Genomic DNA, 15,081 nt, shown 5'->3' with positions numbered 1-15,081 from the left:
ATAGACATTATATCGGTCCGGGAGATTTGCAGTCTATGACGTCCCTGTTTTTCGACCATGCGTTGCTGCCGGAGGGGTGGGCGCGGGACGTCCGGATGGTGCTGCATGACGGCGCGATCGCATCGATCGAGCAAGGCTCCACCCCGCAGGAACAGGATATCCGTCACGCCGTCGCGCTGCCGGGCCTGCCCAATCTGCACAGCCATGCCTTCCAGCGGGCGATGGCGGGGCTGGCCGAGGTGCGCGGCCCGGCGGGCGACAGTTTCTGGACCTGGCGCGACCTCATGTATCGCTTCGTCCACCGCATGGACCCGGACGATATCGCGGCGATCGCGGCGCTGGCCTATGTCGAGATGATCGAAAGCGGCTTCACCCGCGTCGGCGAATTTCACTATCTGCATCACGCCCCGGATGGCGCGCCCTATGCGAACCCGGCGGAGACCAGCCTGGCGATCATGGCAGCAGCGGCGGAAAGCGGCATCGGCCTGACGCTGTTGCCGGTCTTCTACGCCTGGTCTGGCTTTGGCGCCCAGCCGCCGAGCGAGGGCCAACGGCGTTTCACCCATGATCTGGACGGCTTCGCCCGGTTGCGTGAGGCGGCGATCACGGGTGCGCGGAACCTGCCCGATGCCGTCGTTGGCGTCGCGCCGCACAGCCTGCGCGCGGTCGCGCCCGACGAATTGGCGCTGCTCGCCCGGATCGCGGGCCATAATCCGGTCCATATCCATATCGCCGAGCAGCAGAAGGAAGTGACCGACTGCATCGCCTGGTGCGGTCAGCGGCCGGTCGAATGGCTGCTGGATCATGCGCCGGTCGGCATCCGCTGGTGCCTGGTCCATGCGACGCACATGACCGAGGATGAGGCGCGGGCAATGGCGGCGAGCGGTGCGGTGGCCGGGCTTTGTCCGATCACCGAGGCCAATCTGGGCGACGGCATCTTCCCGGCCGAACCTTTCCTCGACGCCGGCGGCGTCTATGGCGTCGGCAGTGATTCCAATGTCCGCATTGATGCCACCGAGGAGTTGCGCCTTCTCGAATATGGCCAGCGCCTCGGCTTGCAGCAGCGCAATGTGCTGGCGCGCGAAGCGGGCGTATCGACCGGCGATCGTCTTTATCGTGAGGCGGTAGCAGGCGGCGCGCAGGCGCTGGGTGTCGTAGCCGGGCTGCGCGCTGGCGCGTCGGCTGATTTCGTCACACTGGACCTTGCCCACCCGTCGCTCGCCTATCGCCCGGTTGAGCGCCTGCTCGACGGCCTGATCTTCGGCGCCGGGCGCGAGGCGATCGATACGGTCTGGCGTCGCGGCGCGCAGATGGTAAGCGGCGGGCGGCATCGCGCCCGCGACGCCATCGCCACCCGTTATCGCCGGACGCTGGAGAAACTGACCGCGTGAAACAGCCGCTGCACGAAAAGATCCGCGCCGATTTCGAGGCCCGCATCCTGGCCGGCATGCTGGCGCCGGGCGACCGCCTGCCGACCGAGCAGGAGTTGATGCAGGAACATGGCTGTTCGCGCATGACCGTGAACAAGGCGCTGTCGGCGCTGCAATCGGCCGGCCTGGTCGAGCGGCGCAAGAAGGCGGGCAGCTTCGTCGCCCGGCCGCGCTTTCATTCGATGGTGCTGGACATACCCGATCTTGCCGTCCAACTCGGCGAGCGCGGCCAGCGGCACAGCTATCGCCTGACCCGGCGGCAGGTGCGCGGCCCGATTGCGGGGCGGGACAAGGAAGCCGCTCTGGCGAATGGTGCGCAACTGCTGGAACTGGACGGCATCCATTGCGCGGACGATCGGCCGCTGGCGGTGGAGCATCGCCTGATCGCGACCCGCGCTGTGCCGGCGATCGTTGATGGCGATTTCGACAGCATCTCGCCGGGCACCTGGCTGTTGCAGCATGTGCCTTGGACCGAGGCGGAAAACCGGATCTCGGCGGTTGGCGCCACGCGGGGGGAGGCGGCCTTGCTCGGCATCGTGCCCGGCGCGCCCTGCTTGTGCGTCGAACGCCATACCTGGCGCGGCGGCGATCCGATCACCTATGTCCGCCAGGTTTTTCTCGCCGACGCTTACGACATGGTTGCCCGCTTCGGACCGTCCGGCAGCGGCGGAAACTGACCTGCGTGCGCAACCTCTCCGGGCCTTCCGCGTTTGTATAGAACGCTAAAAGAAGGAGAGAATTGCGATGGGTAAGGGCATATTGCTGTGGCTGATCGGCGTGCCGATCCCCATTATCATACTTTTGTGGCTGTTCTTTCACTGATGGTGGATTGACGAAGCGCACACTCCCCCGCTAAGGCGCGCCTGCATCGGGGAGTAGCGCAGTCTGGTAGCGCGCCTGCTTTGGGAGCAGGATGTCGCAGGTTCGAATCCTGTCTCCCCGACCAAATTCCTATGAGTTATTGATTTTACGCCTCAACCTTCATGGGGTGGGATGATTGTACGCACGGTTGTACCCCTTAAGGTGGCGGAATGGGATTTCCGAACGTGGCGCTGCGGGGCGGCACCTTTTATTGGCGAAAAAAGATCACGGTTGCAGGCACGCGCCTAATGCTGTCGTTACCATTGCGTACCGGAAATTTTAGTTCCGCCCGCTCTATTGCTCTCCGCTTGGGAACGGCAGTCGAGACATTACGCATGGCATATGGTCAGTCGTCGGGTATGGGCTCCGACAAGCTCAAGCGCGTTTTCAGCGACGGATGCGCTGACAATTGCAGCGGATACTTGAGGATCAGGCCGGGAGAGGCGCGCCAGCCAGCGATCACGCCACCACAAACTCCATCCATGCTGAGGCGTGGAGCTTCCTCGCTCGAAACGGGCCAGACGCCAAGTGGTCGCTCGATGAACTTGAGCAGTTCGGCATACCCTTCTGAAGCACGGCCCCAGAGAACTGGTGGATGGCAATCACCCTATCCAATCCGTTCGACAGAGATTCTAGCACGTCGAGGAACGGACCATCACATACTGGGACTAAACAACTAGGCACTTGGAGGCCCGTTCGAAAATGGCGAGCGCGAGCCCATAATCCGCCATGTCGATGGCCGCGAATGTTTTCCGTGGGCCGTCCATCAGCCTTTCATGACAGCCTATGAGAAGCTCTCGTTATTCGGGCGCGACCTGCACGGTTACGGTCATCGCATCCAAGGGAGATGATGATGGCCGACCAAACACACCGCCAACTGCATCTGGGCGCGATCCTGGAGGGCGTGGGCGCCAACCAGTCGAGCTGGCTCGATCCCGATCTGCCGGGCGACGCCAGCATCGATATCGGCTGGTATATCGATCAGGCGCGGCTCGCTGAGACGGCGGCCTTCGACCTCGTCTTCATCGTCGATTCCCCCTATATCACGCCCGATACGGCACCGCATTTTCTCAATCGGCTGGAGCCGCTGACGCTGCTGTCGGCGGTCGCCGCCTCGACGTCGCGCATCGGCCTCGTCGGCACGCTCACCACCTCCTATTGGGAGCCCTATAATGTCGCGCGCCAGTTCGGCTCGCTCGATCATATCAGCCATGGCCGGGCCGGCTGGAACGTGGTCACGACGGGTCTTGAAGGCGCGGCGCGCAATTATGGCCGGACCGAGCATTTCGACCATGGCGTGCGCTATGCGCGTGCCCGCGAGTTCGTCGATGTCGTACAGGGGCTGTGGGACAGTTATGAGGATGATGCCTTTCCGCGCGATCGGGCAAGCGGCATCTTCCTCGACAAGGCCAAGCAGCATCGGCTCGATCACAAGGGCGCGCATTTCTCGGTCGCAGGACCGCTGGCGCTCAGCCGTTCGCGGCAGGGGCAGCCGGTCATCTTCCAGGCCGGCGACAGCGACGAAGGCCGCAAGCTGGGCGCGCAGGTCGCTGAGGGCATCTTCACCATCGGCGCGGATTTCGACAGCGCGCGAGCCTATTATGCGGACCTCAAGGCACGCGCCACGGCGATCGGGCGCGATCCCGACCATATCAAGATTCTCGCGGGTCTGACGCCGATCATTGCTGACAGCGATGAGGAGGCCCGGGCGATCGATGCCGCGGGCCGGGGCGCGCTCGACCTTGGCAAGCTGCTGGTGCAACTCGGCCGTGCGTTCAACTATCACGACTTCGCCCAATATGGACTGGACGAGCCGTTTCCCGACCTGAGCGGTGTCACTCTCAACAGCTATAAGGGACAGGCCGAGCGGATTATCCGGACAGCGCGGGATGAGAGCCTGACGCTGCGCCAGGCGGCTTATCGCTTTGGCGACTGGCGATCCCAGTTCATCGGCTCGCCCGAAACGGTCGCGAACGAGATCGAGCGCTGGTTCAGGGAAGGGGCCGTCGATGGCTTCCTGCTACAGGTAACCCGGCCCGAACCGTTCCGCCGCTTCCGTGAGGACGTGGTGCCGATCCTGCAGGCGCGGGGCCTGTTCCGTACCGAATATGCGCATGACACGCTGCGCGGCCATCTTGGCCTGTCGGTGCCGGAAAACCGCCACGGCGCCATCCTGCCCTCGCCCGCCGCTGTTGCCGCCGAATGAGCGAAGCCGCGCCGATCACGCGCAGCGCCGATGTGCTGATCATCGGCGGCGGCATGGCCGCCTGCTGGGCGGCGATCATGGCAGCACAGGCTGGCGTCGAGGTGCTGCTGGTGGACAAGGGCTTTGTCGGGACCAGCGGCGTCACGGCGACCGGTGGTCCCAATCATTGGTGGGTCGCGCCGGAACCGGGACGGCGAGAAACTGCGATCGAGGAGCGTTACGCCCGCAGCTTCGGCCTCGCCGAACGGGACTGGATGGCGCGTATCATTGATGAGACCTGGCGCGCCTTGCCGCAACTGGCGGGCTATTATCCCTTCGCCGGCGATGGCAAGGGCGGCACCTTCTATTCCGGCGTGCGCGGTCCCGAATATATGCGTGCCCTGCGCCGCTTTGCGCAGGATGCCGGTGTCACCATATTGGATCATCATCCATCGCTGGAATTGCTACTGCATGCCGATGGAGCGGTGGCGGGGGCAGCGGGCTATGCGCGGCTAAAGCAACAGACCTGGACAGTGCGCGCGGGCGCGGTCGTGATCGCGACCGGCGGTTGCGCCTTCCGGTCCGGGCTGATCGGTAGCCATGGCAATAGCGGCGATGGATTGCTGATGGCGGCGGAGGCCGGCGCGGTGCTATCGGGCATGGAATTCTCCGTATCCTATTCCCTCTCGCCGGCCTGGAATTCGACCCGGACGCTGCCCTATTTCGCCGCCCGCTTCTTTGATACTGAAGGCCGCGAATTGGATGTGCCGCCACCGATGAGCGGGGAAGCGGCGCATCTGCGCGCGCTGGCCCGCGCGCTGGAGACTGGACCGGTACTGGCCGACCTGTCCGACGCGCCCGACGCCCTCAAGCGGGGCTTGCGCCGCATCCAGCCCGCATCGCTCGCGCCGTTCGAGCGCAAGCGGATCGATCTGTTCCGCGATCGCTTCCCGGTGCGGATATTCGGCGAAGGCACCGTCCGCGGCACCGGCGGGTTGCAGATCGTCGGCGACGGCTGCGAGACGAGCGTCGCCAATCTCTATGCGGCGGGTGACAGCGCGACGCGCGAACTGGTCGCCGGGGCGACGAGCGGCGGCGGCGCGCAAAATGCCGCCTGGGCGCTGACCTCCGGCCGGATCGCCGGCGCGGCTGCGGCGGCCCATGCGCGCGGGGCCGGACGACGACGTGATGCGCCGGTAAAGGCGGCCGGCACGGCAGGCCTGCGCCCCGCTTCCACGGCACGGCTTCCCGACGCCCGCGAGGGGCTGCCGGTCATCCAGGCCGCCACCATTGGCTATGATGCGGCGCTCTGGCGCAGCGGGGACAAGCTCGTGCGGCATCGGGACGCGGTCGAGGCAATCTGGCGCACGATCGCGGATCATGGCCACGCGGAAGGGGGAGGCGCGGTGGCCCTGCGCGAACATGCGGCGATGGCGGCATGCGCGCGCTGGATTCTGGCGGCGGCACTGACGCGCGACGAAAGTCGCGGCATGCATATGCGCATAGACCGGCCCGGGACCGATCCGGCGCAGCAGAGCCGCTTGCTCGTCGCAGGACTGGATCGCGTCTGGACCCGTCCGGAACGGGGCGCGGCGCAGGAGATCGCCGCATGATCGCGCAGATATTCGCGGAGCGCTGCACCGGTTGCCAGGCCTGCGTTGCGGCCTGTCCCACCCATGTCTTCGACGCCGGAACCGATGGCGTGCCACTGATCGCACGGCTGGATCAGTGTCAGACCTGCTTCATGTGCGAGCTTTATTGCCCGGCCGATGCCCTCTATGTCGCGCCCGAGCAGGAGGGCGAACCGGGTCTGTCTGCCGCTGAAGCGCTGGCCATGGGACAGGTTGGGCGGCTACGCCATGATTATGGCTGGGATCGCGATGCACCGCCAGAGGCGCCGCATCTGCAGGACTTCTGGCAATTGGGACCGTTGCTGCGGGAAGGCGCCGAGATTGCCGCCCGTCGCTATGCCAAGCGCAAAGCGGCGTTTGAGGATGGCTGATCGACAAAGGCCGGGCAGCGCCCCCGCCCGTTGATGATCCGGTCATGAAAACGGCACAGGCCATTGCCGTCGAAGGTTGAGGCCTGTGCCGATGCCAGCGCGCTGAGTCCGGGCATCGCGTCTTCGATCCGATCCGGCGCGCGGTCGAAATGGTGGCAGGATGTGCAACTGTCAGCGGTGGCAGGACTGGCCAGAAAGGCGGCGATCCGGGACAGGCGGGTCATTGTCCGAGCCCTGCCCAATGCGCGCCGAAAAGATGTACCGACAGGACATAGCCCAGCGCCAGATTGACGGCGACACCCGCGGTAAAGGCTATCAGCGGCTTGCGGCCGGTCGCCGCCAGGTCGCCGATGCGAGTGGTAAGGCCGATGCTCAGAAAGGATAAGATGAACGCCCAACTGCGCAGATCCTTGATCGGTGCGATCAGGTTCGGGATAGCCTCCCTGTTATAACTCGCCAGGTCATAATGGGCGGTCGCTGCGGTCACGAGGGCTGAGGCGAGAAAGAAGCCGAGCACGAATTTCGGGAAGCGCCGCCATATTTCCCGGACATCGGGGGCGCTGCCGGCGGGACGCTCTTCCCATCGCGTGGTTGCGACGATCGCCAGCACCACCGCCCAGATGCCGATCCAGACGTCCCGGCCGACCACCTTGACCAGCGTGAAGGCCTGCAATGCCTGATCTGCAGTGCCGCTGATCCCGTCCACCTTGCCGGCCAGACCACCATAGGTCTGGGCGGCAGCGATACCGGCTGCATCGGCAAATTCCGATGTCCCGATCCATGCGCCGGCGACACCGGTCGGCAGATGCAGGGCGCGCGCGACGAAGGGCAGGGCAAAGATCATGGCGATCGCCCACAGGACCACGATCGAAATGGTGATGGACGCCTGTTCCTTGCGCGCGCCGACCGCACCGGCGACCGCGATCGCGGCCGAAACGCCACAGACAGCGCCACCGACACCCAGGGTCGCGGCAAAGGGGCGATCAAGGCCGAGCCGGACGGCGATGCCGAAGATGACGGCGAAGGTGACAATCGAGACGATCGATGCCTGCACGATCGCGATCGGCCCGGCGAGGAGAATCAGCGAGAGCGGGACGGTCGCACCGAGCAGGACGATGCCGGTCTTGATGTAGAGTTCGCCCCGCAAGGCGGGTGCCAGCCAGCGCGGTACGCCGATCAGGTTGGCGACGGCCAGGCCAACGAACAGGGCGACCAGCGGCGGTTCCAGATTATAGCGGACCGCGCCTTCCCATTGCCCCAGCACGAAGATGGCATAGGCCGCCAGATAGAGAAAGCTGAAGGCGGGCACGAATGTCCCTATGCTGCGGCCGAGTGCGCGCAGGGCGATTGCGAAGGCCGCTAGCCAGAAGAGATATTGGGCACCATAGCGTGGCCAGTGCGTGACGAGATCGGCTGCGACTTGCGACGGGCTCGACCATTTGGGTGGCAATGCCGCGAGCCAGCGCAGATTGGCTCCGTTCCAGAACAGGGCAGATCCGGTGAGGACGATGGCGAGGCCGATCAGGATCGCCCAGCCATCCTCCTTGGCGAACCAGGCCGTCGGGCCAGCAGAAGGCTCGTTCGGCGAAACGGACCCGGTGGGCGTCGTCATGCGTGTCTCCCCCTCTTGTTGCTCAGATCGGCCTGATCGTCGGTGCCGGTGCTTCAACGAGGCTGCCCGGCGGGACGTCCTGACGCAACCAGACATTGCCGCCGATCCGCGAGCCCGCGCCGATCGTGACCCGCCCGATGATGCTGGCATTGGCATAGATGATGACATCGTCGCCGATCAGCGGGTGTCGTGCCACCGCATGTTGGGCCTGACCGCCGGGAATGTCCGGGTCGCCACCCAGCGTCACGCCCTGATAGAGGCGGACGCGGTCGCCCAGGATCGCAGTCTCGCCGATGACGACGCCGGTGCCATGGTCGATGAAGAAGCTGCGGCCGATCCGCGCGCCGGGGTGGATATCGATGCCGGTCCTTTCATGCGCGATCTCGGCGATCACCCGGGCGACCAGTGGAGCGCCGAGCCGATAGAGGCTGTGGGCAATGCGATGGTGGATGACGGCCGTCAGCGACGGGTAGGCGAGCAGCACCTCATCGACGCTGCGTGCCGCCGGGTCGGCCGCATAGCCGGCATCGACATCACTATCGAGCAGGCGCCGCAGCGTCGGCAGATAGGCAGCGAAGCGGCCGATAATCTCCTCGACTTGAGTGGCAATCGCCGACTGGTCGCTGTCGGGTTCATGATAGCCCCGCTCCAGTCGGATCTGTGCGGCAAGCTGGGACAGGGTCGATTCAAGGGCCGCGCCGACATAGGCATTTTCATTCTGTGCGGTCAGTTCGGGCGGACCGAAGCGCAACGGAAATAGAGCGATCGCCAGTTCCCGGCTGATCCGCTGCAGCGCCTGACGTGACGGAAAATAGACGCCTTGCTCGGCCTGGCGCTGATGCCCGGCGCGCCAGTCCAGCCGGGCCTGGTGCAGCCCCTCGACCACCAGGTCGACCTGCTCGGGAAAACGGATGATCTCGATCAGTGGGTCGGAATCGGGGGTAGGCGACATGCGGATGATCCTTGCGTTCGGGATGATCGGTGTCGCGTGACATGGCTCCGACCTTGGCTGTTGCTTTTATCTACTAAATTTGTAGTGATTTAAAAGAGGATCAACTTGGTTGCCCAGAAGCTGCGGTTTTGTATCCGCGGAAAGAACGAGGATCAGATGATGAAATGGATTGCCGTCGCCGGGATGACGGCGCTGGCCTTGACGGGAACGATGGCGGGCGCCGCTGCCACGCGGGCGCCTCGGGTATCGATCGCCAGCCTGGAACAACTGCCGCAGCCTTTGCCTCTGCCCTATGACGTCAACGCCGATGCCGACCGCCAGGTGGCCGCCGCCCGGGCACGGGCCAAGGCGAGCGGCAAGCGGCTGATCATCGACCTTGGCGGCAATTGGTGTGCGGATTGCCGGATCCTCGCGGGTGTCATGGAACTACCCGAACTCCGGGCATTCCTGCGGCGCCATTATGAGATCGTGACCGTCGATGTTGGCCGGTTCGACCGCAATCAGCAGATCATTCGCCATTATGGCCTGGATCGGCTGCAGGGCGTGCCTGCGCTGCTGATCGTCGACCCGCGCAGCGACAAGCTATTGAACCGCGATCGCCTGTCGGCCTTGGCCGACGCGCGTCATATGACGCCCCAGGCACTCGCCGACTGGCTGGCGCAATGGATCTGAGCAGCACAAGTTCGGCACAAGCGCAGCGCTAGCGAAAGCTGTAGCCGCCATCGCAGAACAGGGTGGCGCCGGTCATGTTGCCATTGTCGAGCAGCAACAGGGCGGCCTGCGCCTGTTCCTCGACATGGGCGGGGCGCCCCGTCAGGCAAAGCCCGTTCCAATGGGCATAAGCGGCCTCGCGCTGCGGCGCGGGGCGACCGCGCCATAGGTCGCTGTCGGTGGTGCCGGGCGACAGGCAATTGACACGGATCGGGGACAATTCGAACGCGAGGCCACGGGCCAATCCCTCCAGCGCTGCATTGCAGGCGGCATAGGCTGGCGCACCGATCGGCCTGACCGAGGCCGCACCCGACATCAGCACGATCGATGCTGACTGCTTCAGCACTGGCAAAGCGGCGTGGACGGTCCAATATTGGCCCCAGAATTTCGCGTCGAAAAGTGCCTCGCTCGTGTCAACATCGCCGTCACGAAAGGCACCGGTGCGATAGCTGGCGGCCGGGGTGAATAGTCCGTCGAGCGCGGGCGCATCGGCGAAGAAGGCGGCGATCGACGCGCGATCGCCGGTGTCGATGGGACGGGAGGAAGCTTGCTCCCCCAATGTCGCGATTGCGCTGGCCAGTCGGTCGGGCGATCGTCCGCCGATCAGCACCCTGTCGCCGCGCGCGACCAGCAATTTCGCCAGCGCAAGACCGATGCCGCTGCTACCGCCGACGATGGCGTAATGCCGGCCGGCTTGTTCCCTCGCAGCGCCCATCAGCTACGCTCGATCGCGACCGTCGGCCGGGTATTGGGATAGATTTGTTCCACGGCCGGTTCGCCTGCCGCTAGGTTCGGTTTCTTCATGCCATAGGCGTTGACCGGCTGTGACCGGTTCACCCACAGCGCATAATGGAGATGGTCGGCGCGCGGATCGTCGGTATTGGGATGGACCAATATGGTCAGGCCCAGGCTGTTGAGCTGGAGCCAGGGCAGGATCAGCGGTTGCAGGTCGGTGCCGAAGCCGAAATAGAAGGACGGCGTGACATGCGGCCCGCGCGGTTCCGCATTCCAGTTGCCCAGTTCCACCGCAAAGCGTTCTGCGGTCCATTGCCGGATGCGGACCGCCTTCTCGTAACTATCCTCATCGAAATAGATATGGGCGTGATAGCTTTTGATATCGGTATAGGCGCGTGGCCGATCGGGCAGGCCATGCTCCTCGCCGGGGCGCACCGCCAGGGGACGGGGCGTCGGTTCCGTGGCGGTGGCATAGCCCCAGGGACTCTTGCCCGTATGGGCGGCGATGGCGGCAGGAGAGGGCGCAGGAGCGGCGGCGAAGGCCGGCGCCCCGATCAGGCCACCGGCAGCGGCCAGCCCGCCGGCGCGCAGCAATTGCCGCCGGCCGGGGGAGAGAAGATCGGCCCAATGCTGGTCGATCGGGTCATGGGTCTGGGACATGTCCGGTTCCTTGTTCTTAGATTTTGGGGATGAAGCGCCGCTCAGTTCCTGACAGCCGTCACTGGCTGGGGACGGGTGAAGCGGTTGTCCGGGCGGTTGAGGCCCAGATTGTCGCGCAGCGTGGCGCCTTCATAGGCGGTGCGGAACAGCCCGCGCCGCTGCAGTTCGGGGACGACCTCCTCGACGAAACGGTCGACCGATCCGTGCAGGTCGGGGAACATGATGTTGAACCCGTCGGCCGCGCCGGCATGGAACCAATGCTCAAAGTCATCGGCAATGTCGCGCGCGCTGCCGAACAGGATGCGGTGCCCGCCGGCGACCATCTTGCGCAGCAATTGCCGCACGGTCGGCTGTTCGCGGCGGATCAGGTCGATCACCAGTTGCTGGCGGCTCTTGTGCGTGTTGGTGACCGGGATTGCGGCGGGCAGCACGACCGGTTCGTCCAACGGCAGCGTCCACAGGTCGATGCCGATATTGACGAAGCGGGATATGCCTTTGAGCGCGGAAACCGGATCGAGCAGATCCTGCAGTGCTTCGTAGCGGGCGCGGGCTTCCTCGGCATCCTGGCCAACATAGACCGATATGCCGGGCAGGATGCGCACATCACTGCGCTTGCGGCCATAGCGGCCGAGGCGGGCGGTGATGTCGGTGGCGAAGGCCAGCGCCTCGTCGATCGTCTGGGCGGCGGTGAAGATGATTTCCGCCGTCCGCGCCGCCAGTTCGCGGCCGTCATCGGATGAACCGGCCTGGGCGATCACCGGATAGCCCTGGACCGGACGCGCCGCGTTGAGCGGTCCCTGCACCGAAAAATGCGTGCCCTTGTGATCCAGCCGGTGGATCTTGGCGGGATCGGCCCAGATGCCGCTCTGCTTGTCCTGGACGAAGGCGTCATCCTCCCAACTGTCCCACAGGCCCGTGATGACGTCGAAAAACTCCTCCGCGCGCTGATAGCGCTGGGCATGCAGGACATGGTCTTCGCGGTTGAAATTCTCGCCGCCGCCGAGCGAAGTGACCAGGTTCCAGCCGGCCCGTCCCGCGCTCAGATGATCGAGCGAGGCGAGCCGGCGCGCCAGCGTATAGGGCTCATTATAGGTGGTGTTGGCCGTGCTGATGAGGCCGATCCGGCTGGTGACGACGGCCAGGGCGGGGAGCAGCGTCAACGGATCCCAGCGCATCCCCTGTGCCGTGCGGGCCAGGGAGTCCGCATCGAGGTCGGGAATGGCGACGCTGTCGTTGAGGAAGATCGCGTCGAACAGCCCCTGTTCCAGCTTCTGGGCGACGCGGGCATAGGGGGCAAAGCTGCGCGAGGCATCGACATCCGCCTCCGGCAGGCGCCAACTCGCATTGTGCGAGCCGTGCCCCGACAGGAAGGCGCCGAGCTTGAGCGTGCCGGAGGGGTGGGTCATGCCTGTGTCTCCATCAGAAGCTGAAGGACAGGCGGCCATAATAATAGCCGCCATAGAAGCCGAACGGGGACTGGGCCGGATAGGGCGGGAAGCCGTTGGTATCCGCCAGCGTGTTCTTGTCGGGATAGGTGTCGAAGAAATTGTTCGCGCCGATCGCGACGTTGATATTCTTCGTGGCCTGGAAGGACAGGTCGATATCGGCGATCCACTTGGCGCCGTAGAACTGGTCGGTCGCGGCCGTGGTGCCGAGGAAGGCCACCTTGGCGTAGCGGGTCTCGCGCAGGTTGAGCTGCAGATTGCCGAGCTTGAGATCCTGGCCCAGGATCAGTTTGGATCGCGGCAGGTTGCCGGCGATATAGCCCTGCGCCTGACGATCGAACAAGGTGAGGTTGAGCGCGGCCAGCTCCGATGGATTGTCGGCCACCCGCGTGATCTTGGTCTTGTTGTAGTTGTAGCCGAGCGTGAAGCGGATCGACTTGTCCTCGCCCAGCGGCTGGAGATAGTTGGCGACCGCCTCGACGCCGCGGGTCCGGGTGTCGATTGCATTGGCGAAATAGCGCACCGAATAATTGGGATCGAAACCGTTGGCGACCAGGATGGCGCTGACGCCCGCGCCGGTCAGATAGCCGGTCTGGGCGATACGATCGTCCAGCTTGATCTGATAGGCGTCGACCGACAGGTTGAAACGCGTGCCCAGCCTGTAGGTGAACCCGGCGCTGAGGTTGAAGGATTTCTCCGGCGTCAGCGCTTTGGCGCCGAGCGCGTCGCCGATCGGCGTGCCCGGCCGCACCGATTTGGCGGTGATGAAGGTCTGGACCCCGTTGACGGTGGTATATTGGTTCGACGTCTGGGCAAAGGCGGACTGGGCCAGCGAGGGCGCGCGGAAGCCGTTGCTGATCGTGCCGCGAATCGCGAAATGGTCGGTGAAGTCGTAGCGGGTGGTGAACTTGCCGTTCAGCGTGTCACCGGCGCTGTCGTCATAATGTTCGGCCCGGCCAGCAAGGCCGATGAACCAGCGCGGCACCGGATTGAGGCCCAGGTCGACATAGGCGGCATAGCTGTTGCGGCTGAGCTTGGCCGCATCCTCGGGCGTGAGCACGATCGCCCCCTGCGCGCCGATGGTGGCATAGCGGCCGGCCAGCGGCGTGCCGGCCGGATATTGGTAGAGGCCGTTGGCATAGGCTTCCGGGTCGCCGGCGATGGTCTGGAAGCGCTCATAGCGATGCTCGGCCCCGAAGGAGATTTTGAGCGGCTCGGCCAGGCCGATATCCACGCCCTTGGAAATATCGAGATTGTTGGTCCATTGCGCGAATTTCGCGGTGAAGGTCCAGAATTCGGTGGGGCTTGCGTCGCCTAGCGAAGCGTTGAGGCTCTCCGTAGAGCCGTTCTTCGACCGGTTCTCGCCATAGGTGCTGGACAGATCCCAGCTCCAGCCACCCGCTTCGCCCTTGATCCCGGCGAGGATCTGGAAATCATTCTCGTCCAGCGTGTAGTTGGGCGCATAGCCATCGGGATAGATGGACAGCACCGCATTGGTGGAATTGGGACGGCGGAAATTCTGCCCGATGATTGCCTCGCGGGTCGACCAGGTCGAGGAGGAATAGAGGGTGGCGGCCGACGAGAGCGGCAGTTCCGCATTATAGAGGACCGTCAGGGCGCGCAGGTCGGGCAGGCCGCCGGTGAACACCGTCTTGTCCCGGCTCTCGCGTGGGTCGGGCTGGCCGCTCGCCAGCGGATAATAAAAGGCGCCGGTTGCTGGAATGGCGCGGCGGGCATGATTATTGTCCTTGGCGCTGGCGGCAATGTTGACGAACCCGTCCGGCCCCAGCTTGAAACCGATATTGCCGCCTGCCTCGATATTGCGGCCATCGGAGTTGCCGCGATAGCTGTAGCGCTTGCCGCCGTTCACCGTCAGCGTGCCGCCATGGTCGTCATCCTTCAGCACGATATTGATGACGCCGGCGATCGCGTCCGATCCATATTGGGCGGCGGCGCCGTCGCGCAGCACCTCGATCCGTTTGATCGCGGCCGCCGGGATCAGGTCGATATCGACCGAATTGGCGCCCTGGTCGACACTGCCGGTCGACAGGTTGAGCAAGGAACTATTGTGGCGTCGCTTGCCGTTCACCAGCACCAGCACATGCGAACCGCCCAGGCCGCGCAGGCCGGCCGGGCGCGCAACGCTGTTCCAGGAAGAGGAACTGACGGTCAGCGAGTTGAAACTGGGCAGCAATACGCCCAGCGCGTCACGCAGCGAACTGTTGGCACCCAATGTCGCCAACTGGCTCTCGTCGATCACGTCGATCGGCACCGGGCTTTCAAGCGCGGTAGTGGCCCGGCTGCGGTTGCCGACGACGACGATCGTCCCCTCGGCATCGGCCGGGGCGGCTGCCGGAACGGGCAGTGCCTGAGCGTGCACCGGGGAACCGATTCCAAGTGCGGCCAGGGTCGCGGTGGAAAGCCATAGTCGGCGCAGCGCGCCAAAGGTCGGCCGGCTCATATCATATTGCATAAATTCCCCCTTTTT

Annotated in this window: 13 protein-coding genes and 1 tRNA gene; 7 read left to right on the top strand and 7 right to left on the bottom strand. The window is 64.9% G+C overall.

The annotated features are described in order from the left end of the window. Positions 1–35 precede the first annotated feature (35 nt). The 6 genes from GGQ90_RS05535 (at position 36) to GGQ90_RS05510 (ending at position 6,478) form a co-directional block, all read left to right on the top strand. Positions 36–1,391, top strand: a complete 1,356-nt coding sequence (locus tag GGQ90_RS05535) for a formimidoylglutamate deiminase (RefSeq protein ID WP_188081214.1) — start codon at positions 36–38, stop codon at positions 1,389–1,391. Continuing rightward, positions 1,388–2,107 (top strand): histidine utilization transcriptional repressor HutC, encoded by a 720-nt coding sequence (hutC, locus tag GGQ90_RS05530; protein WP_188081213.1) that lies wholly within the window; start codon positions 1,388–1,390, stop codon positions 2,105–2,107. The genes GGQ90_RS05535 and hutC overlap by 4 nt, the downstream gene beginning before the upstream one ends. 192 nt (positions 2,108–2,299) lie before the next feature. Then, positions 2,300–2,376, top strand: a tRNA-Pro gene (locus GGQ90_RS05525). A gap of 768 nt (positions 2,377–3,144) precedes the next feature. Then, entirely contained in the window at positions 3,145–4,497 is a 1,353-nt protein-coding gene (locus GGQ90_RS05520) for an LLM class flavin-dependent oxidoreductase (RefSeq protein WP_188081212.1), read from the top strand. After that, the gene (locus GGQ90_RS05515) at positions 4,494–6,089 is read left to right on the top strand and encodes an FAD-dependent oxidoreductase (RefSeq protein WP_188081211.1); all 1,596 of its coding nucleotides are present in this window, start codon (positions 4,494–4,496) and stop codon (positions 6,087–6,089) included. Before GGQ90_RS05520 ends, GGQ90_RS05515 begins: the two co-directional genes overlap by 4 nt. Continuing rightward, positions 6,086–6,478, top strand: a complete 393-nt coding sequence (locus tag GGQ90_RS05510; RefSeq protein WP_188081210.1) for a 4Fe-4S dicluster domain-containing protein — start codon at positions 6,086–6,088, stop codon at positions 6,476–6,478. The genes GGQ90_RS05515 and GGQ90_RS05510 overlap by 4 nt, the downstream gene beginning before the upstream one ends. Here GGQ90_RS05510 and GGQ90_RS05505 read toward each other — a convergent pair. From GGQ90_RS05505 to epsC, 3 genes are read right to left on the bottom strand one after another with little or no spacing between them, the layout of a single operon-like run. Next, a complete protein-coding gene (locus GGQ90_RS05505; protein ID WP_188081209.1) occupies positions 6,442–6,702 on the bottom strand; it encodes a hypothetical protein in 261 nt (86 codons plus the stop codon). The genes GGQ90_RS05510 and GGQ90_RS05505 overlap by 37 nt on opposite strands. Further along, a complete protein-coding gene (locus GGQ90_RS05500; protein ID WP_223178106.1) occupies positions 6,699–8,090 on the bottom strand; it encodes a YeiH family protein in 1,392 nt (463 codons plus the stop codon). The genes GGQ90_RS05505 and GGQ90_RS05500 overlap by 4 nt, the downstream gene beginning before the upstream one ends. Before the next feature lie 22 nt (positions 8,091–8,112). Then, complete coding sequence (gene epsC / locus GGQ90_RS05495; protein ID WP_188081207.1) at positions 8,113–9,042, bottom strand: serine O-acetyltransferase EpsC; 930 nt, start codon at positions 9,040–9,042, stop codon at positions 8,113–8,115. Positions 9,043–9,201: 159 nt separating this feature from the next. Between epsC and GGQ90_RS05490 the strand changes: the two genes are divergently transcribed. After that, positions 9,202–9,714: a thioredoxin family protein gene (locus GGQ90_RS05490; protein ID WP_188081368.1), complete on the top strand. Its 513-nt coding sequence runs from the start codon at positions 9,202–9,204 to the stop codon at positions 9,712–9,714. Positions 9,715–9,742: 28 nt separating this feature from the next. On the opposite strand, the gene GGQ90_RS05485 is transcribed toward GGQ90_RS05490, so the two are convergent. From GGQ90_RS05485 to GGQ90_RS05470, 4 genes are read right to left on the bottom strand one after another with little or no spacing between them, the layout of a single operon-like run. Continuing rightward, on the bottom strand, positions 9,743–10,468 hold the full coding sequence (locus GGQ90_RS05485; protein WP_188081206.1) for an SDR family oxidoreductase: 726 nt from the start codon (positions 10,466–10,468) through the stop codon (positions 9,743–9,745). After that, complete coding sequence (locus GGQ90_RS05480) at positions 10,468–11,148, bottom strand: DOPA 4,5-dioxygenase family protein (protein WP_188081205.1); 681 nt, start codon at positions 11,146–11,148, stop codon at positions 10,468–10,470. The genes GGQ90_RS05485 and GGQ90_RS05480 overlap by 1 nt, the downstream gene beginning before the upstream one ends. 41 nt (positions 11,149–11,189) lie before the next feature. After that, positions 11,190–12,554 (bottom strand): LLM class flavin-dependent oxidoreductase, encoded by a 1,365-nt coding sequence (locus GGQ90_RS05475; protein WP_188081204.1) that lies wholly within the window; start codon positions 12,552–12,554, stop codon positions 11,190–11,192. 13 nt (positions 12,555–12,567) lie between these two features. Then, positions 12,568–15,066: a TonB-dependent receptor plug domain-containing protein gene (locus GGQ90_RS05470; RefSeq protein ID WP_223178105.1), complete on the bottom strand. Its 2,499-nt coding sequence runs from the start codon at positions 15,064–15,066 to the stop codon at positions 12,568–12,570. Between the last annotated feature and the right edge of the window lie 15 nt (positions 15,067–15,081).

The organism is Sphingobium scionense (genome assembly GCF_014197035.1).
In the GTDB taxonomy this organism is placed as follows: domain Bacteria; phylum Pseudomonadota; class Alphaproteobacteria; order Sphingomonadales; family Sphingomonadaceae; genus Sphingobium; species Sphingobium scionense.
This window is presented reverse-complemented; position numbering and strand designations above follow the sequence as displayed.